17 protein-coding genes are annotated in these 20,591 nt (G+C 65.7%); 13 read left to right on the forward strand and 4 right to left on the reverse strand.

What is annotated here, in order from left to right:
- Positions 1 to 82 precede the first annotated feature (82 nt).
- The 8 genes from AC1DKN_RS18015 to AC1DKN_RS18050 all read left to right on the forward strand — a co-directional run bounded on the left by AC1DKN_RS18015 (position 83) and on the right by AC1DKN_RS18050 (position 11,269).
- The gene (locus AC1DKN_RS18015) at positions 83 to 460 is read left to right on the forward strand and encodes a MarR family winged helix-turn-helix transcriptional regulator (RefSeq protein ID WP_476872083.1); all 378 of its coding nucleotides are present in this window, start codon (positions 83 to 85) and stop codon (positions 458 to 460) included.
- Positions 461 to 563: 103 nt separating this feature from the next.
- A complete protein-coding gene (locus AC1DKN_RS18020; protein ID WP_476872108.1) occupies positions 564 to 2,561 on the forward strand; it encodes an MDR family MFS transporter in 1,998 nt (665 codons plus the stop codon).
- Positions 2,562 to 2,869: 308 nt separating this feature from the next.
- Positions 2,870 to 4,603, forward strand: a complete 1,734-nt coding sequence (locus AC1DKN_RS18025) for an ABC transporter ATP-binding protein (protein WP_476872084.1) — start codon at positions 2,870 to 2,872, stop codon at positions 4,601 to 4,603.
- Positions 4,600 to 6,675: an ABC transporter ATP-binding protein gene (locus AC1DKN_RS18030; RefSeq protein ID WP_476872085.1), complete on the forward strand. Its 2,076-nt coding sequence runs from the start codon at positions 4,600 to 4,602 to the stop codon at positions 6,673 to 6,675. Before AC1DKN_RS18025 ends, AC1DKN_RS18030 begins: the two co-directional genes overlap by 4 nt.
- 98 nt (positions 6,676 to 6,773) lie before the next feature.
- On the forward strand, positions 6,774 to 7,205 hold the full coding sequence (locus AC1DKN_RS18035) for an acyl-CoA thioesterase (RefSeq protein ID WP_476851383.1): 432 nt from the start codon (positions 6,774 to 6,776) through the stop codon (positions 7,203 to 7,205).
- A gap of 59 nt (positions 7,206 to 7,264) precedes the next feature.
- Entirely contained in the window at positions 7,265 to 7,609 is a 345-nt protein-coding gene (locus AC1DKN_RS18040) for a hypothetical protein (protein ID WP_476857119.1), read from the forward strand.
- A gap of 68 nt (positions 7,610 to 7,677) precedes the next feature.
- Positions 7,678 to 9,909 (forward strand): McrB family protein, encoded by a 2,232-nt coding sequence (locus tag AC1DKN_RS18045; RefSeq protein WP_476872086.1) that lies wholly within the window; start codon positions 7,678 to 7,680, stop codon positions 9,907 to 9,909.
- Positions 9,902 to 11,269, forward strand: coding sequence for a 5-methylcytosine restriction system specificity protein McrC (locus AC1DKN_RS18050; protein ID WP_476872087.1), 1,368 nt, complete (start codon positions 9,902 to 9,904; stop codon positions 11,267 to 11,269). The genes AC1DKN_RS18045 and AC1DKN_RS18050 overlap by 8 nt, the downstream gene beginning before the upstream one ends.
- On the opposite strand, the gene AC1DKN_RS18055 is transcribed toward AC1DKN_RS18050, so the two are convergent.
- From AC1DKN_RS18055 to AC1DKN_RS18065, 3 genes are all read right to left on the reverse strand, one after another.
- Complete coding sequence (locus tag AC1DKN_RS18055; protein WP_476872088.1) at positions 11,266 to 11,622, reverse strand: hypothetical protein; 357 nt, start codon at positions 11,620 to 11,622, stop codon at positions 11,266 to 11,268. The genes AC1DKN_RS18050 and AC1DKN_RS18055 overlap by 4 nt on opposite strands.
- A 133-nt stretch (positions 11,623 to 11,755) precedes the next feature.
- Positions 11,756 to 12,247: a very short patch repair endonuclease gene (locus AC1DKN_RS18060; protein WP_476872089.1), complete on the reverse strand. Its 492-nt coding sequence runs from the start codon at positions 12,245 to 12,247 to the stop codon at positions 11,756 to 11,758.
- A 147-nt stretch (positions 12,248 to 12,394) separates the two neighbouring features.
- Positions 12,395 to 12,829, reverse strand: a complete 435-nt coding sequence (locus AC1DKN_RS18065) for a pyridoxamine 5'-phosphate oxidase family protein (RefSeq protein ID WP_223915503.1) — start codon at positions 12,827 to 12,829, stop codon at positions 12,395 to 12,397.
- A 268-nt stretch (positions 12,830 to 13,097) separates the two neighbouring features.
- On the opposite strand from AC1DKN_RS18065, the gene AC1DKN_RS18070 reads away from it, so the two are divergent.
- Entirely contained in the window at positions 13,098 to 13,691 is a 594-nt protein-coding gene (locus tag AC1DKN_RS18070) for a DUF6318 family protein (RefSeq protein ID WP_476872109.1), read from the forward strand.
- 164 nt (positions 13,692 to 13,855) lie between these two features.
- Complete coding sequence (locus tag AC1DKN_RS18075; protein ID WP_476872090.1) at positions 13,856 to 14,632, forward strand: hypothetical protein; 777 nt, start codon at positions 13,856 to 13,858, stop codon at positions 14,630 to 14,632.
- A gap of 7 nt (positions 14,633 to 14,639) precedes the next feature.
- Here AC1DKN_RS18075 and AC1DKN_RS18080 read toward each other — a convergent pair whose 3' ends face one another.
- Complete coding sequence (locus AC1DKN_RS18080) at positions 14,640 to 15,977, reverse strand: helix-turn-helix domain-containing protein (protein WP_476872110.1); 1,338 nt, start codon at positions 15,975 to 15,977, stop codon at positions 14,640 to 14,642.
- A gap of 205 nt (positions 15,978 to 16,182) precedes the next feature.
- Between AC1DKN_RS18080 and AC1DKN_RS18085 the strand changes: the two genes are divergently transcribed.
- The 3 genes from AC1DKN_RS18085 to AC1DKN_RS18095 all read left to right on the forward strand — a co-directional run bounded on the left by AC1DKN_RS18085 (position 16,183) and on the right by AC1DKN_RS18095 (position 20,329).
- A complete protein-coding gene (locus AC1DKN_RS18085; protein WP_476872091.1) occupies positions 16,183 to 17,973 on the forward strand; it encodes an NAD(P)-binding domain-containing protein in 1,791 nt (596 codons plus the stop codon).
- A gap of 147 nt (positions 17,974 to 18,120) precedes the next feature.
- On the forward strand, positions 18,121 to 19,176 hold the full coding sequence (locus AC1DKN_RS18090) for a 2,3-butanediol dehydrogenase (protein ID WP_476872092.1): 1,056 nt from the start codon (positions 18,121 to 18,123) through the stop codon (positions 19,174 to 19,176).
- A gap of 82 nt (positions 19,177 to 19,258) precedes the next feature.
- Positions 19,259 to 20,329, forward strand: a complete 1,071-nt coding sequence (locus tag AC1DKN_RS18095) for an alkene reductase (protein ID WP_230008495.1) — start codon at positions 19,259 to 19,261, stop codon at positions 20,327 to 20,329.
- The last annotated feature ends 262 nt before the right edge of the window (positions 20,330 to 20,591 follow it).

Raw genomic sequence — 20,591 nt, forward strand, 5'->3', positions numbered from 1 at the left:
CCACAGCAGCACCGCTGCGCAGCGCGGACCGGCCGGGTCTGCCCCTCACCGCGAGGGGCAGACCCGCGGGCAGGACACCGGAGTGGCGCTTCAAGGCGTTCTGCGCTTTGTGGGGGAGGGCGAATCCCGGGCCACGCATCTTGCGGAGCGGCTCGGCGTCAGCGCTCCGGTCCTCAGCCGGCACATCGCCGACCTCGAAGAGCACGGCTATGTGGTCCGCCGGCCGGACCCGGAAGACGGCCGCGCGCAGCTGATTGCCCTGTCTGCCGCCGGCACGGAGAAACTGCGTCTCATCGAGGACCAGCGGACGGCCACCATCCAGGACCTGCTGCAGGACTGGAGCCAGGACGACGTCGAACTGACGGCGCGCACCCTCGAAAAACTTGCTGAGTCCCTCCGGACCTCAGCCCGGGCAACGACGGCCGGACCCACGAATACGACCGAAATTGTTGAGGAGTAGATATATGGCTAGCCACGCCGCCGCCACAGGGCCGTCCCCGGCCCCGTCGGACGTTCCGCAGGGGGCATCCCGCGCATCCCAGACCGCCGCAGAACCTGTGGCGATGACCCACCGCCAGATCATGGAGGCCCTCACCGGGCTGCTGGCGGCGTTCTTCACCGCCATCCTGAGCAGCACGATCGTCGCCAACGCGCTGCCCACCATCATGTCCGAACTCAAGGGCACCCAGACGGACTTCGCCTGGGTGATCACCGCCGCGCTCCTGGCCAACGCGGCAACCACCCCGATCTGGGGCAAGCTCGCGGACCTCTTCAACAAGAAGGTCCTCGTCCAGCTGAGCATCGTGATCTTCGTGGCGGGCTCCGTTATGGCCGGCCTGTCCGAGACCATCCCGCTGCTGCTGACCGCCCGTGTCATCCAGGGCATCGCCATGGGCGGCCTCACCGCCCTGGCCCAGGCCATCATCGGCTCCATGATTCCGCCGCGCGACCGCGGAAAGTACTCCGGCTACATGGGCGGCGTCATGGCCGTGGGCACGGCAGGCGGCCCGCTGCTCGGCGGCTTCATTGTCGACAGCCCGCTGGGGTGGCGCTGGACCTTCTTCGTCTGCGTTCCGCTCGCGGTGGTCGCGCTCATCCTGCTGCAGGTCACGCTCAAGATCCAGCACGTCAAGCGCCCCGCCAAGATCGACTGGCTCGGCTCCATCCTGTTGACCTCCGGCGTCAGCCTGCTGCTCATCTGGGTCTCCTTCGCCGGCAATCCCGACTACTACGACTGGTGGTCGTGGCAGACGGTCGCCATGGTGGGCGGCGGCATCGTGCTCCTTGGCCTGCTCGTGCTGGTGGAATCCAAGGTCGCCCAGCCCATCATCCCGCTCAAGATCATCTCTGAGCGGACCACCGCCCTCGCGATCCTCGCCTCGGTGGCCGTCGGAGTGGGCATGTTTGGCTCCTCGACTTTCCTTGGCCAGTACTTCCAGGTGGCACGCGGCGCCACCCCCACCGAGGCCGGCCTGCTCACGCTGCCCATGATCGCCGGCAACCTCATCGGGTCGGTCGCCTCCGGCATGCTGATCAGCCGCACCGGCAAGTGGAAGCGGTACCTCGTGGCCGGCGCCATCTTGCTGATCGGCGGCCTGGGCCTGGCCGGCAGCATGGACCACACCACTGACCTGTGGCTGACCGGTATCTACACCGCCATCCTCGGCGTCGGTCTGGGCCTGCTGATGCAGAACCTCGTCCTCGCCGTCCAGAACACGGTCCAGGCCAAGGATATCGGCACGGCCAGCGCCTCTGTGGCCTTCTTCCGGTCCGTCGGCGGTGCGATCGGCGTCTCGGTCCTCGGCGCCGTGCTGGGCAACCGGGTCAAGGAGCTCGTCGTGGAGGGGCTGGCCTCGGCCGGCATCCAGGTTCCCGCCGGATCCGCGGGGGCCAGCATGGACCTCAAGGACATGCCGGCACCGATCCGCGACATCATGCGTGCCGCCTACGGCGACGCGATCGCCGAGGTCTTCCTGATCTCCGCAGTCGTCGGACTCGTGGCGCTGGTGGCCATCCTGTTCATCAAGGAACGCCCGCTGCGCCGCACCGTCGACGTCCGGCCGGAACCCGCCGAACTCGCAGGGGACGCCCCGGATGCCGGGATGGCCGCGATGGCCGGTGCCACGGCCCCGGCTCTGGGGAACACGGGTTACACAGGGAACGACGCCGCCGAGGAAGCTTCGCCCGCCGGCGGAACCGGCATCGTTGACCTGGACCGGGAATTCATCGAGGTGCTCAGCCGGGAGCGCGCCGAATCCCGCTTCCCCGATGCCGCCCGCCAGCGGACCCGGACCTTGGTGGCCGAGGACCGGCCCGAAGCCGCCGACGTCGTACCTGTGATGCTCCAGACCCAGCGGCTCCTCGCGGAGCAGCAGCTGCTGCTGGCGGACGCCCTGCGCGCCGTGCACGAGCAGGCCGCCGAGCAGCGTGCGATCGCCGCGGAACAGGCCCGGGTTGCCGGGGAGCTCACGGCCCTGCGCCGGCAGCTCGCCAAGCAGCGCAAGATGCAGCGCGCGGCTGCCGACTACATCGCCACCCACGGCCGGCACCGGACCGAGTAGCGCCGGCTCACAGTACCGGACCGCAGAGGCTCCGCGGCCGCCCGAGCGGCGGCTGCGGGGCCTTCGTGCGGCGAGACGGTTGCGGGGGAGACCACAGCAGCCGCTTAAGTACGCCGTTTGGATGATATTGAGCTCCCGATGTTCCTCCCGGGCGAGGGTTTTCGTAGAGTTGGGTGGCTAAGGCTGTCGGTCCCATGGGCTAGTCTCCAATCAGCCTTCCAATAAACTTCACTATTTAGCTCTCCCCTACTTTGCTCTCCCCATAATTTGGTCTCCCTATAATTCAGTCTTCGTAAGGACTCGTGGGCATGCTCGTTACCCTCATGCGGCGCTATTCCAAGCCGTATCTGCCATACATCGCGGCTGTGGTCATCTTCCAGGTGGCCTCGACCATCGCGGCTCTGTACCTCCCCAGCCTCAATGCCCAGATCATCGACGAGGGGGTCTCCCGCGGCGACACGGACTACATCTGGCGCACCGGCGGCGTCATGCTCGGCGTCGCGCTGATCCAGGTGGCCACCGCTATCGCCGGCGTCTACTTCGGCTCGAAGGCGGCGATGGCGTTCGGCCGGGACCTGCGCCGCGGCGTGTTCCGCAAGGTGAGCAGCTTCTCGGCGCGAGACGTCAACCTCTTCGGCGCCCCCACCCTGATCACCCGGGGCACCAACGATGTGCAGCAGGTCCAGATGCTCATGCTCATGGCGCTGAACTTCATGGTGGCCACACCCATCATGTGCATCGGCGGGATCTTCATGGCCCTGCGCGAGGACCTCAACCTGTCCTGGCTCGTCTGGGTGTCCGTGCCCCTGCTCGTGGTCGTGGTGGGCTACCTCGTGGTCCGCCTCATGCCGCTCTTCCGTTCCATGCAGGAGAAGATCGACCGGCTCAACGGTGTCCTCCGCGAGCAGATCATCGGCATCCGCGTGGTCCGGGCCTTCGTGCGCGAACCCCACGAGGCCGAGCGCTTCGGCGCGGCCAACCAGGACCTCACCGACGTCTCGCTGAAGATCGGTTCCCTGTTTGTGCTGATGTTCCCCGCCATCGGCATGATCCTGCACATCTCCACGGCCGCCGTGCTCTGGTTCGGTGGCCAGCGCGTCGATGCCGGCGAGATGCAGGTCGGCTCCCTGACGGCCTTCCTCCAGTACCTCCTGCAGATCCTCATGGCCGTCATGATGGGCACCTTCATGGCCATGATGATTCCCCGCGCCTCGGTCTGCGCCGACCGGATCGGTGAAGTGCTCGACGTCGAACCCTCCATCCACGAATCACTCACCCCGGTGGCGCCTGCGGCAAAGGCCGGCCGCGTCGAATTCCGCAACGTGACCTTCGCCTACCCTGGCGCCGAGGCTCCCGTGCTCAGCAACATCAGCTTTACGGCCGAGCCCGGACAGACCGTGGCGATCATCGGCTCCACCGGCGCCGGCAAGTCCAGCCTGCTGGCCCTGCTCCCGCGGCTGTACGACGCCGAGTCGGGCGAGGTCCTGCTCGACGGCGTCCCCGTCACCCATCTGGCCCGCGCCGAGATCACGCAGCGCGTGGCCATGGTGCCGCAACGGCCCTACCTGTTCTCCGGAACCATTGAGCACAACCTGCGCTTCGGCAAGCCCGAGGCCACGGACTCGGACCTGTGGGAGGCGCTGACGGTCGCCCAGGCCGCGGAGTTCGTGCGCGAAAAGAAGGGTGGCCTCGCAGCGCGGATCGCCCAGGGCGGTACCAACGTCTCCGGCGGCCAGCGGCAGCGGCTGTGCATCGCCCGCGCGCTCGTCACCGAACCCAAGGTCTTCCTGTTCGACGACTCGTTCTCGGCCCTTGACGTCGCCACCGACGCCAGGCTCCGGCGGGCGCTCAAGGCCAAGACGGCCGATGCCACGGTGATCATCGTCGGCCAGCGGGTGTCCACCATCGCCGATGCGGACCAGATCCTCGTGCTGGACAACGGCAGGATCGTGGACCGCGGAACACATGAGGAGCTGTTGGAAAGCTCCAGCACCTACCAGGAAATCGTCGAATCCCAGCTGAGCGCGGAGGCAGTGGCATGAGCACCAACGAGAAAGTCTCCACCACGCCGGCCACCGCAGCCGGCCAGGCCGCTGCCGATACGGACGCCACCGACCTGATCGAAGATGACTTCATCGAGGAGGAGTACACGCCCGGCGAGGCCGACGGCGGCATGTTCGGCGCCGTGCCGGCCAAGAAGGCCCAGCACTTCTGGCCCTCGGCCAAACGGCTCATGGGACTGCTGAAACCCGAGCGCGCCGGCATCACCGCCGTGCTCGCCATGGTGACGGTCGCCGTCGTCCTCAACGTCATTGCCCCGAGGATCCTGGGCCAGGCGATGGACGTGATCTTCGCCGGAGTGGTCGGCAAGCAGCTCCCGGCCGGGGCCACCAAAGAACAGTTCATCGAAGGACTGCGCTCCCAGGGCCAGGACAACTTCGCCGACATGCTCGCCAAGATGGACGTCGTGCCGGGCGCCGGCATCGATTTCCAGAAGCTCGCGTTCCTCATCAGCGTGGTGCTGGTGATGTATTTCGTCGCCAACATCTTTCTGTGGCTCCAGGGCTATGTCCTCAACGTGCTGGTCATGCGCGTGGTGCGCACGCTGCGTGATGACACCGAGAAGAAACTCAACAAGCTGCCGCTGAACTACTTCGATACCCGCCAGCGCGGCGACATCCTTTCCCGTGTCACGAACGACGTCGACAACATCCAGCAGGCGCTCCAGCAGGCCTTCGCCCAGCTCGTGAACTCGGCCCTGACGGTCATCGGGATCGTGATCATGATGTTCATCGTGTCCTGGCAGCTGGCCCTGATCGCCCTCGTCGCCCTGCCGCTCTCCGGCGTGGCCGCCGGCATCATCGGCGCCCGCAGCCAGAAACTCTTCGCCGCCCAGTGGAAGAACACCGGCGAGCTCAACGGCCAGATCGAGGAATCGTTCTCCGGCCACGACCTCGTCCGCGTGTTCGGCCGCGACGCCGACATGCTGGCCCGCTTCGACGAGCGCAACGAGGAACTCTACAAGGCCAGCTTCGGAGCCCAGTTCGTCTCCGGCATGATCATGCCGGTCATGCAGTTTGTCTCCTACCTCAGCTATGTCGGGATCGCCGTCGTCGGCGGGCTGCGCGTGGCGTCGGGCAGCATGAGCCTGGGCGACGCCACGGCGTTCATCCAGTACTCGCGCGAATTCACCCAGCCGCTGGGCCAGATGGCCGGCATGGCCAACATGCTGCAGTCCGGTGTCGCCTCCGCCGAGCGGGTTTTTGAATTCCTCGACGCCGACGAACAGGACGCCGAGACCGCCACCGAGCACCTCCCGGCGAAGACCGACGGGCACGTCGAGTTCAAGCACGTCACCTTCAGCTACACGCCGGACAAGCCGCTGATCGAGGACCTGTCCTTCACGGCCGAGCCCGGCCACACGGTGGCGATCGTGGGACCGACCGGGGCGGGCAAGACCACCCTCGTCAACCTCGTGATGCGCTTCTACGAGCTCAACTCCGGCAGCATCACCCTGGACGGGGTGGACATCACCCGGCTGAGCCGTTCGGAGCTGCGCGCCAAGGTCGGTATGGTGCTGCAGGACGCCTGGCTGTTCGGCGGAACCATCTACGAGAACATCCGCTACGGCAAGCTGGACGCCACCGAAGAACAGATCATGGCGGCGGCCAAGGCCACGTTCGTGGACCGCTTCGTCCGGGCGCTGCCGGACGGCTACAACACGGTGATCGACGAAGAGGGCAACAACGTCAGTGCCGGCGAAAAGCAGCTGATCACCATCGCCCGGGCCTTTGTGGCGAACCCGTCGCTGCTGATCCTGGACGAGGCCACGAGTTCCGTGGATACCCGCACCGAAGCCCTGGTCCAGAAGGCCATGGCGGCGCTGCGGACGGAGCGCACCAGTTTCGTCATCGCCCACCGCCTTTCCACCATCCGGGACGCGGACACCATCCTTGTCATGGAGGACGGGCAGATCGTCGAGCAGGGCCGGCACGCCGAACTGCTGGCCCTGCAGGGCGCGTACTACCGGCTGTACATGTCCCAGTTCGCCGGTGAGGACGCAGACTCTGCCGTGGCGGATTCCGCGGAGGACGCGACGGCGGTGCACAGCTGAGCGCCGCAGGCCCCGCCGGGAAGGGCCCCGCCGGGAAGGGTGCAGCCGCTGGGGAGAACACATCCACGGAGCCCTGGCGCCTCGAGGTGGAGGTGCCGATGCGCTGGAGCGACATGGATGCCTACGGGCACATCAACAACGTCCAGATTGTCCGGATCCTCGAAGAAGCACGGATCGCGGCTTTCGGCCCGCCCCGGGGTCCCGGGCTGCCGGGAACCGAACCGCTGGTGCCGCTCTTCAATGAAATTCCGGAAGGGACGCTGGCGCTCGTCGTCGAGCACAAGATCAGGTACGTCAGGACCCTTGAGTACCGGAACGTGCCCGCCGTCGTCCAGTTGTGGATCGGGGCGATTAAGGGCGCCAGCTTCGACATCCACTACCTGGTGCAGGATCCCGTCACGCGGGAGGACTGTGTCCGGGCCACGAGCCATCTTGCCTTTGTGGACGAGGCAACCGGCCGGGTGTTGCGGCTGACGCCGGAGCAGAAGGATCGGCTGGCTCCCCACACCCGCGCCCACCCGGTCCCATAGCCTCTGTTCCGGTTCCCGGCACGGCTCCTAGAATGAACAATCCCGACGCATAAGGAGGCGTGGTCGCCGTGAACATGGGCAAAGACATGCACAAGAACATGCATCACAACCTAGGCAACACCTTGCACCAGAACATCCACAAGCAGCACACCCGCAAGAAGAAGTGGAACGAACTCTCGCCGATGGCACGGTTCGGAACCATCTCGGCTGGCATCGTCCAACTCTCGCTGCTGGTCGCAGCCCAGACGGACATCAGCCGACGCCCGGCTGCGCAGATCCGCGGCAGCAAGGCCATGTGGCGGCTCGCCACGCTGGTGAATTTCATCGGTCCGGCCACGTATTTCACCTTCGGCGTGAAGCGCCGGCCCGGCGCGAAACCGGGTCTGCTGCCCGCCCGTCCATAATCTACTGGCCGGTAGTTTAGGGGCGGCGTTAAATGGGCGCGTTCAGTTTAAGCCTGTAAATTGAACGTATGACCCCAACCAAGAAGCCTGCCCTGCACCGCGCCCTCGGTATCTCCAAGGAGATTGAAGACGCGGCGTGGTTTGTGCTGGGCCCGGGGTTGCTCGGCAAGGCGTCCCCCCTGGACGGCCGCACCAAAACGTGGTCCGTCCAGGCTGCCGCGGAGTTGCTGGAACGCCTCGAACGGGGCGTTCCGGATCCCAAGGCGCCGATGATGACTAACCTGCGCCAGAACCTGGAAGACGCAACCCGCGGGGCGAAGCAACTGGCCGTGGAGCTACTCTTCCTCCAGTCCCTGCCGCTTGCCCACGAGGTCAAGTCGCTGAAGGTCAAGCGGGCCCGCGTCGCCGAGGCGGCATCCTGGCTGGAGCCTGCGCTGGAGCTCCCCGACGAGCTCTACGCGGGCATGACGGACCACGGCGTGATCCGGGACCGCACCGCGGAATTCAACTGGACCATCTGGGACCACCTGAAATGGCTCTGCCGCTTCGTGCAGCATGTCGCACAGCGGCCGGCCCACGTCGTCCAGGCCGCGGTCAAGGATCCGCTGGCCTTCCACCGGCTGGTCGCCGGCACCCCGGATGACCAGCCGGCCATCCGCCGCAGCATTGAGTTCCTGGTCTGGCCCAGCTATTTCGAACCCGTGGTGGCCGATGTCGAACGGCAGGAGATCCGTGACGCTTTCGCTTCCCTCGTGGGCGGGGCCAAGGGGGACAGCGACGAGGACATTTCGGCGGACATCCACCGGATCCGCCTGCACCTGGACCAGCAGGCCGGGCAGCGGATCGACTGGTACTCACGCCAGCTGGTGAGTCAGTGGCGGAAGGTCGGCGACCCCGGCCGCCGCGCCTGGCTCCTGCGCACCCACCACGACAACGCCGAGCTGCTGGGGGAGTGGCGGGACGAGGAAGCGGTGACGCTCGACGTCGAACACCTCCGCCTGCTGGACCCCGGCGTCTCCGCGGGGCTGGTCCAGAATGCCGTTGACGAGGACTACAAGCACCTCGGCTACGTGGAGCGTGAGGACACCAAGACCGCAGTATTCGCCTTCCTGACCGTCATGAAGCCGGGTGACCTTGCGCTCTACCAGAGCTCGGGCAAGGTCCGGATCGGCGTGGTCCTCGGCGAACCGGAGCATGCCAAAGACAACCGCCAGCTCCGCCGCAAGGTCCGCTGGTTCGATGAGGAACACGACGCCACCGGGCTGCCCCGCCACGTGCAGCGCCAGCTGACCACTTCCGGCAACATCGTGGACATCACCCGCGTGATCCAGGCGCTTGAGGCGCTGCTGCCGGCTGAAGCGGAAGCCGAGGACGGCGACGGCGCCGCGCCGGATCCCGCCGTCGAACCGGCCTGTGACGGGTTCCGGCCGCTGACGCCGGAGTTCGCCGCGTCCTTGCACATGGACCTCGAGCCGCTGCAGGAAATCGCCGAACTCCTCGAGGAGAACCGGCAGCTGGTGCTCTACGGTCCGCCGGGAACCGGCAAGACGTACCTCGCCAAACACCTCGCCGCCGAGCTCGCCGGCGACACCACGGACGAGCGGGTCAAGCTGGTCCAGTTCCACCCGTCGTACGCCTATGAGGATTTCTTCGAGGGCTTCCGCCCGGACAAGACGGACGAGGGACAGGTGTCCTTCAAGCTCGTGGCGGGACCTCTGCGCCGGCTCGCCGAGGAAGCGGCCAAGCCCGGCAACGAGAGCAAACCGTACTTCCTGATCATCGACGAGATGAACCGGGCCAACCTGGCAAAGGTGTTCGGCGAGCTGTACTTCCTGCTTGAATACCGTGACGACCGGATTTACCTTCAGTACAGCCCCAACGAGCCGTTCACCCTGCCGGACAATCTTTACATCATCGGCACCATGAACACCGCGGACCGTTCCATCGCGATGATGGACGCGGCCATCCGGCGGCGCTTCTCCTTCATCGAGCTGCACCCGAAGACGGAACCGGTGAAGGGCTCGCTGCTGCGCTTCCTCCAGGCCCGTGACCTGGACACGACCCCGGCCCTGCTGCTTGACGCTTTAAACGACGCGATCGACGAGTGGGACCGCGACCTCATGATCGGTCCCTCGTACTTCATGAAGAAGTCCGCGCAGACGCCTAAGGGCCTGCGCAGAATTTGGAAATACGAGCTCATGCCGCTGCTGGAGGAGCACTATCACGGGCAACTCAACCGCGCCCAGCTCGAGGAACGGTTCGGACTGGAACAACTCCTGGGCCGCCTGGCGCATGCCTAGGCTGGCCGGAGACGCCATAGCACTGGACCGCAGTTCGTCGGACCGCGAGGCCTCGGACCACCGGGGTTCATCCGGAGCCGGTCCGGCCGGTCGCGGTTCATCAGGTCGCGGTTCATCCGGACGCGGCGGGGCGGAGGCCTGCCGGCACATTGTCCTCGACGAACTCTCCGTCGGCGTCGTGGAGCGGCTTGATCCGGACACTGCCGCCTACGTCAACGCCAGCGGCCTGGCGAAGGCCTCGCCGATGGGCATGGGCCTGTACCGGGTCGAACCGGTGGGGACCGTCGGCTCGGTGCGCACTCCCGCCGTGCAGCTGGAGGTGCGACCGAAAGATCGGCTCGGTCTGAGCCGTTTGCTGTTCCTGCTCGGCTACGCGGGGGACCAGGGGTTCCGGGACGATTCTGTCGCCGCGGTGGAGCACACCGACCTTTGGAGCGCCCTGGCCGAATCCCTGGCGCAGCTCGCTGACCGGGCGCTGAGCCGCGGCGTGCTGCAGGGGTATCTCATGGTGGAAGAATCCCTCCGGACCGTCAAGGGCCGGATCCGGATGTCGGACCAGATTTCCCGCCGGCCCGGCATGCTGGTTCCGCTGGAAGTCTCCTACGACGAGTTCACCGAGGACATCGCGGAGAACCGGATTCTGCGCGCCGCACTGGAACGGATGTCCCAGGTGCCGCGGGTTCGGCCGGAAGTCCTGAGCCGCCTGCGCCAGCTCAAGGGAAAGCTCGACGCCGTGACGCGCCTTCAGTCCGGCGCGCCGCTGCCGCAGTGGCGGCCCAGCCGGATGAACACCCGCTACCACGCCGCTCTTCGGCTCGCCGAACTGATCCTGCGGAACGCGTCGGCGGAGGCCGGCGACGGCAAGCAGCAGTCGGCGTCGTTCGTGGTGGACATGGCAAAGGTGTTCGAGGACTTCGTGGGAACAGCCCTGCGCGAAGCCATGGCCGCCTACCCCGGAGAAATGCGGTTGCGCTACAACGCCCTGCTGAACGAGGCCGTCCGCGACTCGGACCGCATTGTGGTGCAGCCCGGTGCCGTCCACTTCCTCGGCGGCCGGCCCGTGATGGTGTACGACGCCAAGTACAAGGCCGCGGCCGACATCGGCGCGTCCCTCTCGGGCGACCACTATCGGATGCTGGCCTACTGCACATCCTTGCGGGTGCCGACGGCGTGGATTGTTTACCCGGGAGCCGGGGAAATCAAGCTGCGCCGAATTCTCAATACCGACATCGACATTGTTGAGTTCCCGCTGGATCTGTCGCTACCGCCGTCGGAAATCCTGGCCGCCGTGGCAGATCTTGCCCAGCAGTCGTGGGGCGAAGTGCTCCGGCAGGCCAGTATCGACAGGTCCGCCGGCTAGGCGGATTCCTGCTGGTCGGCCACTGTTCGCAAATGTTCCAGCAGCGCCTTTTCCGGCTGGCCCGGGTTGTTGGCGACGTGCCACTGGAGTTTCTCCCGCACGTCAGCTTCTTCCGGGTTGGTGCCAGCCAGAACCTCATCAATGATCGAGGCTGCCTGCCGGCGCAGCGGCTCCAGATCCGGGTTCGCTCCGCGGAGCGGGCGGGGCCGGAAGCCGTGGAGCCTCGTGTGGCCGAGGCGACGGAACGGCAGAACTGTGGGGTCTGAATCTGTGGGGTCTGAATCTGTGGGGCTGGAATCTGTTGGCGCAGCAGCCGTTTCGGGCTGGTCGTTGGACATCAGCAAGTGCGGCATCGTGCGCTCTCCCGTGTTTGCAGTACGCGTTGGTACTGACCGAATAATGCCTATCGCCCCCGGAGTCGAATATTAGCTGAGGTCGTTCAGCCTGCACTGGAGGTGGGCCGCGCGACACGCGGGGCGTTGCTGCTCAGCGAAGATCCTCAGGAGGGCTCGTCCCGGGCCGGGCCGGGCTGTGCAGGAAAGGACTGTGGAGGGGAGGGCCCTGGAGGAAGGCATCGAGGCGGAGCTCCAACGCCGATCGGTCCTTCAGTTCGCACTCCCACACGGTGAGGACTTCCCAGCCATCGAGTTCGAGCTGAAGCCGCTGGGCGGCGTCGCGGTTCCGGGTGCGCGTGCGCTTGGTTTCCCAGAACTCGGCGTTTGCCTGGGGTGCGTGCTGGCCCACCCGGCAGTCGTGGAAATGCCAGAAGCAGCCGTTGACGAAGATGACTTTGCGGCGGCCGGCGAAGACGAGATCGGGGTTGCCCGGAAGTTTGCCGCCGCCCGCGGTGCCGTGCAGGCGGTAGCGGTATCCCTTCGCGTGCAGCAGCCTGCGGACCAGCATTTCCGGCTTGGTGTTCTTGCCCCGGATCCTGGACATATTCCAGCTGCGCCGCTCCGGAGTCAGCTTGTCCGCCATTGTTTAAGTCTAGGCGGGTGCCAAGTCTTGGCGCCGGGCAACAGCCGTCGGGCAGCAGCCTCGGGGCGCGGGTCTGAAGCGAACCGGGGGGCGTCGACCGGGGAACTGCGGGCCGGGGAACAGCGGGTCGGTAGCCGCCGTCGGGCGTTAGATTTCGCGCTCCGGGTGTTCGCCGAACTGGAAGTGGCGTCCGCTGAGCGACGTCGGCGTAATTTCGACGTAGAAGTCCTTCAACGTTGGAACCCACGGTTTCAGCCCGAGGGCCTCGGCGTCGGCGATATCCGCCGATTGGTCGAGCACGCGCGCAGTGCCGCGCAGGACTACTGACCATGCTTCGTCGGACAGGATCCCGTCGGTTTCGAAGAGCACCTTCGAGTTGATGGTGAGCTCGGCCAGTTTGTTTCCCGGGGCGGTGCGGAGGAACAGTTTCCGGCCGCTGGCCGCGTAGTTCACCGGGAAAATGTCGGGTTCTCCGGCCACAGTGACCACGAGCCTGCCGTGCTTTGTGCCCTCAATCAATGTCCAGGCTTGGTCGTCGTCAAGTGTGAGGATCGGATTGCCGTCTTCGTGTTCGAACATCATGGGTTCATTGTTCTGAATCAGGCCGTCGCTGGCTAGGGGCTAAAGGACTGGCAAGGGACTGCCGGGGTGTTCTGCCGGTCCGAGGGGCGGGCATATGCTGCCTGTGGATAATTTTGACCGGCAAAATGTGATCTCAGTTACCCTTAAGCCACAAATTGGCTTCGATCGTCTTGATTTTCTATCGGGGGAGTAGCTGACCATGACATCTCGCACTTCGCTTTCCGGTCCCTGGCGAGCCTGTGCGGTCGCTTGTGTGTCGATCTCCCTGATGTCGGCCACAGCGTGCAGCGGGGGCGGAACGCCGCCTCCCGGATCTCCACCTGCTGCTTCGCAGAGTCCCTCAGGGCCGGCCACCCCGAGCGCAACTCCGACACCTACTGCCAGCTACAAGCCCGCCGACGCGACCGGCAAGGCGCAGAACGTGCCTGTACCCGAGTTGCCGGAAGCTGCGAAGGCGGAGACGAAGGAAGGACTGGAGGCGTTTGCGCGGTACTGGTTCAAACTCCTCAGCTACGGGTACGAGACCGGCGACGTGGGCCCCCTGGAAAGCGTCACCTCTACCGCATGCTCTCCATGCGGAGAGGCCAAGCGCGACATCATCCCTTGGCATCAAGACGGACGCTGGCTGATAGGTGGTCAGATCACCACTCCTGCTGTGGAAACGACATTTTCAGCTGGAGCCGACGGGCTTTACAAGGTTGCTGTCCAGGTTCATCAAGTCCCGTTGACATACGTCAGGGCCGACGGGAGTGTCGCGCAGAAGGGAGAGCAAAGAGACGATACGGGCAACCTTCTCCTCGTTGCATACCGCAACAACGCTTGGCATGTTGATGATGTCGGAAACATTGTCGGTAAGCAATGAGGACTCTTCGACCTCACCGTCTTGGGCGCGCACTCCTAGCGGTGTTCCTCTTGGTGTGCGCATCGGCTCCCCCAGCCTCTGCGGACGGAGCGGGGGACCCTTCTATTTCGGGTGGGTGGGGGCACAAGGACGCGCATGTAGGAGGTTGGGCTTGGGACCCAGCATTGAATGACTTCGTTCGAACCCAGGCTGGAGTTCAGAATTCAGACCCCTTCCAATACAAATACGAACTCCAATGCCATCTGGGCGGAGGCGACTTTGATGCGGATTGTCTTGCAGTCCTCGTCGATTGCAAGAACGGCCCCGACGGCAAAGAAGGTATTCCGGTCGTTTGGCTGAAGGCGCCAGCTGGAATCGCGAACCCGACATGGTCATTTCACTCCGGCCCAACGTGCCTCTTCGATCCCCGGCCGGCGGATTTGCTGCCCAGAATTGCCGCAATGATCCAGAGGGAGTTCCAGCGGCTTCCCATAACTGCGGGACTGTCTACGGCCCAACCCAGCCCCAACACGCTCCGGGGCGCCGAGACCAATTTCTTCGCCAGCGCCGCAGATCAGCAGTTCGACATCACAATCCTGGCCCAGGCCGTCCACGTCACCGCTAAGCCGGTGCAGTACTCCTGGAGCTATGGCGACGGCTCCTCTCTCGGCCCGCAAGCGGTGGCCGGCGGACCGCTTCCACAGGATCGCTGGGGCGAGAAGACCCTGACGAGTCACGTGTACACCCAGACCGGCGACTTCCCGGTGGTTTTGACGACGCATTTCCAGGGAACCTACTCCGTCAATGGCGGACCGCCGCTGCCCATCCCCGGCCAAGGGCAATTCACCTCGCCGCAACAGACCGTCAGTGTCTGGCGGACGATCACCAGGAACTACGCAGACACGTGCCTGCAGAATCCCCAAGGCCAAGGCTGCCCGGGGGTCGCCCCGCCGCCGCCCTAATCCGTGGCTAGGCTCGCAATTCCCGGTCCACCCGTTCCATCCGGGCATTCACGAGCTGGCAACGCGGGTCGTCCGGCCCCATAAGGGCAGCCACGGCAGCCGCAGTCGCCGTATCGAAGGACCCCATGTCGCTCGTGCACCACTGCAGCATCAGCCGGGCATCACCGCTTGACCGGACGGAAGCTCCCACGGCCGTGTTGAGCTCGTCGCGCATGAACCCGAGCGCCAGATTGACCGAACGGGTGAGCAGTTTTGCCGGATACGCCGCGAACGCCTCGGCAACCCGACCGTCCCGCAGATGACCGGCCACGTCGGAAACGTCGGTCACGACGTTAAGGGTTGAAGAGAATCGGTAGGGGTTCGCTTCCAGGACATCGCCCAGAATGGCGCGGATCCGGTGCATCTCGGTCCGGATCGCCGCACCGGTGCCCGCATCGCCATGGATCTCGTACGCCAATTCTTCGGCACTCCAGCCCTGATCACGTGAGGCCAGCAGGGCCAGGATCTCGGCGCGGCGCACAGTCAGCGGACGGCTGATGCCGCCGTCGACCGCCGCGGATGGCGCGTCCCCCAGGAGCCGCAGCACGAGCTGGGGTCGGGCGCCGCCGTCGCGCACTGCCCGCTCGCCACCCGGGGACCGCTGCCCCGAGCGCCCGACGCCGCCGTCGGGAAACGGGGCCGACTTCAGCAGCTCCTCTGCGAGCCGCACTCCGCAACGCACCAGCCGCAGGCTGTCCGGCGTGACCGATTCGAACGGGCCAGAGACGTCCAGGACGCCGACGATGTCGCCGGTCAAAGGGTCGCGAATGGGGGATGCGGTGCAAGCCCAGTCATGGTGGGTCCGCACGAGGTGCTCGGCCGAGAAAAGTTGCGCCGGCGCACCCGTCACCAAGGCCTCGCTGATGGCGTTCGTGCCCACCCCTGATTCGGACCAGTCGGCGCCCTCCACGAACTCCAGCGAGTCCGCGAGCCGCAAGGCCTGCTTGCTGCCGACGCGCCACAGCACTTCGCCCTCGTGGTCGGTGACGATCAGCAGATGGCGTCCGGTCACGGTCTCATCGGCTAGAAGCTGTGACAGCGCCGGCATCACCGCAGCCAGCCGATGGCCGGCGCTGAGGGATCGCGCCTCGGAGACTTCATGCCGGTGCAGGGGCCGGTGCTGGTCCGGATTGATGCCCAGAGCCAGGGAGCGCTGCCAGGACTTGATAAGCGACGGCGAGAGGTGCGGATCCGGAGTGCCAGAAATCGTGGTCTCGTGCGCCGCCCGGAGAATTCGGGCGTACTCCGCCGGTGCAGAAAACCTGAGGTCCGAGGGATGCGTGATGGGGCCGTTGCCCTGCCGCATGCTCATTCCCTCAACTCGCCCTCGAATCGTCGCACCCGGCTGGGTCCCTGCCGCCGTCGGCCAACCTGCGCGCCCGCCGACAGCTTGAGAGCTCCGTGTAACCCGATTGTAACCCCCTGCGACTTTTACTTGTGATGCGGGTCACTCCGTGGTCTAGGCGCCACGCAACGGGAGCGGCCCCCTGTCAGCAATGGAAAGAGGAAACATGCCTGAGACACCAAACGGCGTCGCCGGGGCGTGGCTGGCGCAGTTCGATGAGGCACTGCGCAGCCACAACACGGACGCCGCACTGGAACTTTTTGACGACGACTCGTACTGGCGCGATTTCGTCTCCTTCACCTGGAACCTCAAGACGCTGGAGGGCAAAGAGGACATCCGGCGCATGCTCGAGGCGACCCTGGGCGACGTGCAGCCCAGCGACTGGACCCTCGCCGAGGACGCCACCGGGGACGCCGCCAATGCCGAGGCCTGGGTGAACTTTGAGACCGCCCAGGCCCGGGGCTACGCCCATCTGCGCCTCCGGAACGGCAAATGCTGGACCCTGCTCACCACCATGCAGGAACTGAAGGGCTTTGAGGAGAAGAAGGGCCCCAACCGGGACAAGGGGGTCGCCCACGAGATCACCAAAGGACGCAAATCCTGGCTGGAACTGAAGGAGGAGCAGGAGGCGAGACTCGGCTACGAAGACCAGCCCTACACCGTCATCATCGGCGGCGGCCAGGGCGGGATCGGGCTGGGCGCGCGGCTGCGGAGGCTCGGAGTGCCCACCATCATCATCGAAAAGAATGAGCGCGCGGGTGACTCCTGGCGTAACCGCTACAAGTCCCTCCACCTGCACGATCCGGTCTGGTACGACCACCTGCCCTACATGAAGTTCCCCGACGACTGGCCGGTTTTCGCGGCCAAGGACAAGATCGGCGACTGGCTGGAAAACTACACACGGATCATGGAACTGAACTACTGGTCCAAAACCGAGTGCACCAACGCCCGCTTCGACGAAACGTCCCAGGAGTGGGTGGTTGAGGTGATGCGCGACGGCGAACCGGTCACCCTGCGCCCGAAGCAGCTCGTCTTCGCCCTGGGTGTATCGGGGTACCCGAGCGTCCCCACGTTCGACGGCGCCGAGTCCTTCCTGGGGGAGCAGTACCACTCGTCCAAGCACCCGGGCGGTGGCGACTGGACCGGCAAGAAAGCCGTGGTCATCGGCTCCAACAATTCGGCCCACGATATCTGCGCCGACCTTTGGGAACACGGCGCGGACGTCACCATGGTCCAGCGGTCCTCGACGCATATTGCCCGCAGCGAATCCCTCATGGACCTCGCTCTCGGCGGGCTGTACTCCGAAGAGGCGCTGGCCAACGGCGTCACCACGGAGAAAGCCGACCTGCTGTTTGCCTCCTTGCCGTACCGGATTCTGCCCGAAGCCCAGATTCCTGTTTATGCGGAGATGGCCCGCCGGGACGCGGAGTTCTACTCCCAGCTCGAGGCTGCCGGCTTTGATCTGGACTTCGGCGTTGACGGCTCCGGCTTGTTCCTGAAGTACCTGAGGCGCGGCTCCGGCTACTACATCGACGTCGGCGCCTCGCAGCTGATCATCGACGGCCGGGTCAAGCTGGCCAATGGCCAGGTCAGCAAGATCACCGGCAACTCCGTCGTGATGGCCAACGGAACGGAGCTGGATGCCGACGTCATTATTTACGCCACCGGGTATGGGTCGATGAACGGCTGGCTGGCTGATCTGGTCTCGCCCGAGGTGGCGGACGCCGTCGGCAAGTGCTGGGGGTTCGGATCGGAGACGCCGAAGGATCCGGGGCCGTGGGAGGGGGAACTGCGCAACATGTGGAAGCCCACCAACGTGGAGAACCTGTGGATCCACGGCGGCAACCTGCACCAGAGCCGGCACTATTCGAACTATCTTGCCCTGCAGCTCAAGGCCAGGATGGAAGGACTGCCGACGCCGGTCTTCGAGCTGCAGCCCACGCATCACGCGCGCTAACCGCACGCGCTGACTCACGGGGTCGTGACAATCTCAGGCACGGCCACCAGACTGGGGCTACGGCCCCGCTGTGAAAATCCAACTTTTATTCCGTGGATGCGCCTGACCGGGCGCATCCACGGTCCTGGACTGCGAAGGTGAAACACCATGAAAGCAGCACGATTCCACGCCCGCGAGGATCTCCGGATCGAAGACATTCAAGAGCCGGAGCTGCGACCGGGAACGGTGAAGATCGCCGTGGCCTGGTGCGGTATCTGCGGCACCGACCTCCATGAATTCCTGGAAGGACCCATTTTCACCCCGCCGCCCGGCCACCCCCACGGGCTCACCCACGAGGCCGCCCCGGTCACCCTCGGCCACGAGTTCTCCGGCACCGTCGAGGAGCTGGGGGAAGGCGTCAGCGGTCTGGCTGTCGGAGACAACGTCGTCGTGGAGCCGTACTACGTGTGCAATGAATGCGGTCCCTGCCTCAGCGGCCACTACAACCTGTGCACCAGGTTGGGCTTCATCGGCCTGGCGGGCGGCGGTGGCGGCTTGAGCGAGAAGATCGTCGTCGACACCCGGTGGGTGCACCCTGTCGGCGACATCCCCCTGGACGAGGCCGCACTGATCGAACCCCTTGCGGTGGCGTATCACGCCGTCGGCCGGAGCGGCGTCAAAGCCGGGGACGTCGCCGTCGTCGGGGGTGCCGGACCCATCGGCCTGCTGACCGCCGCGGTCCTCAAAGGCATCGGCGTCACCACGATCGTTACCGAGCTGTCTGCAGCCCGCAAAGACAAGGCGACTTCGTCCGGGGTCGCGGATCACGTGCTCGATCCGAGTGCTCAGGACGTCAAGGCGCGCGTGCTGGAACTGACCAACGGTGCCGGGGCCGATGCGGCGTTTGAATGTGCCGGTGTGAATGCGGTGCTGGACACTATGCTCGACGTCGTGAGGCCCGCCGGCGTCGTCGTCAACGTCTCGATCTGGGGGCACCCGGCCACGGTCGACATGCAGAAAGTGGTGCTGAAGGAAATCGACCTGCGCGGCACCATCGCCTACTGCGGCGACCACGAAGCCGCCATCAAGCTCGTCCAGGAAGGAAAAGTCGACCTGAAACCCTTCATTACGGGGCGGATCGCCTTGGACGACTTGGTGGACAAGGGGTTCGACACGCTGATCAACCACAACGACACCGCGGTGAAGATCATCGTCCACCCGTAGTGATCCGAGTCTCACGCGGGAATAGTTGCAGACGCCTCGCAGTTGCCGCCAATGAACCAACCCCTTGCGAAAGGAACTGCGCATGCTGTTTTCCCCGATGACCCTAGGCGAGCTGGAACTACCCAACCGGCTCGTCATGGCGCCGCTTACCCGCGTCCGCTCCGGCAAAGAAGGAATCCCCGGCCCGTTGGTGGTCGAACACTACCGTCAGCGCGCCTCGCTCGGCCTGATCGTCAGTGAAGGCACATACCCCAGCCACACAGGCCGCGGCTTCCCGGGCCAGCCCGGCCTCGTGACCGACGAGCAGCTCGCGGGCTGGGCCAACGTCACAGCCGCCGTGCACGCCGAGGGCGGCCGCATTTTCGCCCAGGTCATGCACGCCGGCCGCGTCACTCACCAGGACACTACCGGTGGCTACGAAGTAGTCGCACCCAGCGCCATTGCCATCGACGGCGAGACCCGCACGTATGAGGGCAAGCAGGCGTTCCCCGTCCCGCGCGCCCTGACCACAGAGGAACTGCCGGGCATTGTCGACGAATTCGTGACGGCATCCCGCAAGGCGGTTGAGGCAGGATTCGACGGCGTCGAACTTCACTCGGCCAACGGTTACCTGCTGCACGAATTCCTCACTCCGGCCGCCAACCAGCGCGACGACGTCTACGGCGGCTCTCCGGAGAACCGGGCTCGTTTCGTGATTGAAGTTACCCAGGCAGTGGTGGACGCCGTCGGCGCGGACCGTGTTGGCATCCGCATCTCGCCGGAGCACAATGTCCAGGGTGCCCTCGAACTCGATGCGGCTGACGTCCGGGCCACCTACGCCCACCTCGTGGACGCGCTGGCTCCGCTGAAGCTGGCCTACCTCAGCATCCTGCACAAGGACCCCACCAGCGAGCTTGTCCAGGACCTGCGCGCACGGTTCAACGGGACATTCCTGATCAACACGGGCTTCGGCATCGTCACCACGCGCGACGAAGCCAAGGCGCTGGTCGCGGACGGCCACGCTGACGCCGTCGTCGTCGGACGCCCCGCCATCGCCAACCCGGACCTGGTCCGCCGCTGGCGCGAAGGCCTGCCGGTCAACGAGGCGAATCCGGCCACGTTCTACACCGACGGCGCCGAGGGCTACACCGACTACCCGGCCTACCAGAACTAGGACCAACTGCGGTGCGGTGACTCCCGCGGCGCCGCACGCGCCGCGCAGGTCACGCTCGGTTGGACATGCTCAGCCGCAGCCACGATCAGTGGGCAGAATGCCATTCTGCCCACTGATCGCATTTAACAATGAGCATGTCCCTCGCAGGGCAGGTCCGAGACCGGGTGCGCGAGTCACAGGGCCGCACCCGCTGCCGGACATGTGCCGCGATGATCTGCACGAGAGAGCATGTTCCTCGCGGCGCATCATGGCCATGGGACAT

The sequence above is a fragment of the Arthrobacter sp. 01N444 genome, assembly GCF_056399305.1.

Excerpts from the sequence above, each read along its gene's own strand:
- AC1DKN_RS18080 (WP_476872110.1), bottom strand. The coding sequence starts at position 15,977 with ATGCGGCAGGGCAACGGCCCCATCACGCATCCCTCGGACCTCAGGTTT.
- AC1DKN_RS18045 (WP_476872086.1), top strand. The coding sequence starts at position 7,678 with ATGACCCCAACCAAGAAGCCTGCCCTGCACCGCGCCCTCGGTATCTCC.
- AC1DKN_RS18050 (WP_476872087.1), top strand. The coding sequence starts at position 9,902 with ATGCCTAGGCTGGCCGGAGACGCCATAGCACTGGACCGCAGTTCGTCG.
- AC1DKN_RS18020 (WP_476872108.1), top strand. The coding sequence starts at position 564 with ATGACCCACCGCCAGATCATGGAGGCCCTCACCGGGCTGCTGGCGGCG.
- AC1DKN_RS18025 (WP_476872084.1), top strand. The coding sequence starts at position 2,870 with ATGCTCGTTACCCTCATGCGGCGCTATTCCAAGCCGTATCTGCCATAC.
- AC1DKN_RS18095 (WP_230008495.1), top strand. The coding sequence starts at position 19,259 with ATGCTGTTTTCCCCGATGACCCTAGGCGAGCTGGAACTACCCAACCGG.
- AC1DKN_RS18055 (WP_476872088.1), bottom strand. The coding sequence starts at position 11,622 with ATGCCGCACTTGCTGATGTCCAACGACCAGCCCGAAACGGCTGCTGCG.
- AC1DKN_RS18060 (WP_476872089.1), bottom strand. The coding sequence starts at position 12,247 with ATGGCGGACAAGCTGACTCCGGAGCGGCGCAGCTGGAATATGTCCAGG.
- AC1DKN_RS18085 (WP_476872091.1), top strand. The coding sequence starts at position 16,183 with ATGCCTGAGACACCAAACGGCGTCGCCGGGGCGTGGCTGGCGCAGTTC.
- AC1DKN_RS18035 (WP_476851383.1), top strand. The coding sequence starts at position 6,774 with ATGCGCTGGAGCGACATGGATGCCTACGGGCACATCAACAACGTCCAG.
- AC1DKN_RS18090 (WP_476872092.1), top strand. The coding sequence starts at position 18,121 with ATGAAAGCAGCACGATTCCACGCCCGCGAGGATCTCCGGATCGAAGAC.
- AC1DKN_RS18030 (WP_476872085.1), top strand. The coding sequence starts at position 4,600 with ATGAGCACCAACGAGAAAGTCTCCACCACGCCGGCCACCGCAGCCGGC.
- AC1DKN_RS18070 (WP_476872109.1), top strand. The coding sequence starts at position 13,098 with ATGTCGGCCACAGCGTGCAGCGGGGGCGGAACGCCGCCTCCCGGATCT.
- AC1DKN_RS18065 (WP_223915503.1), bottom strand. The coding sequence starts at position 12,829 with ATGATGTTCGAACACGAAGACGGCAATCCGATCCTCACACTTGACGAC.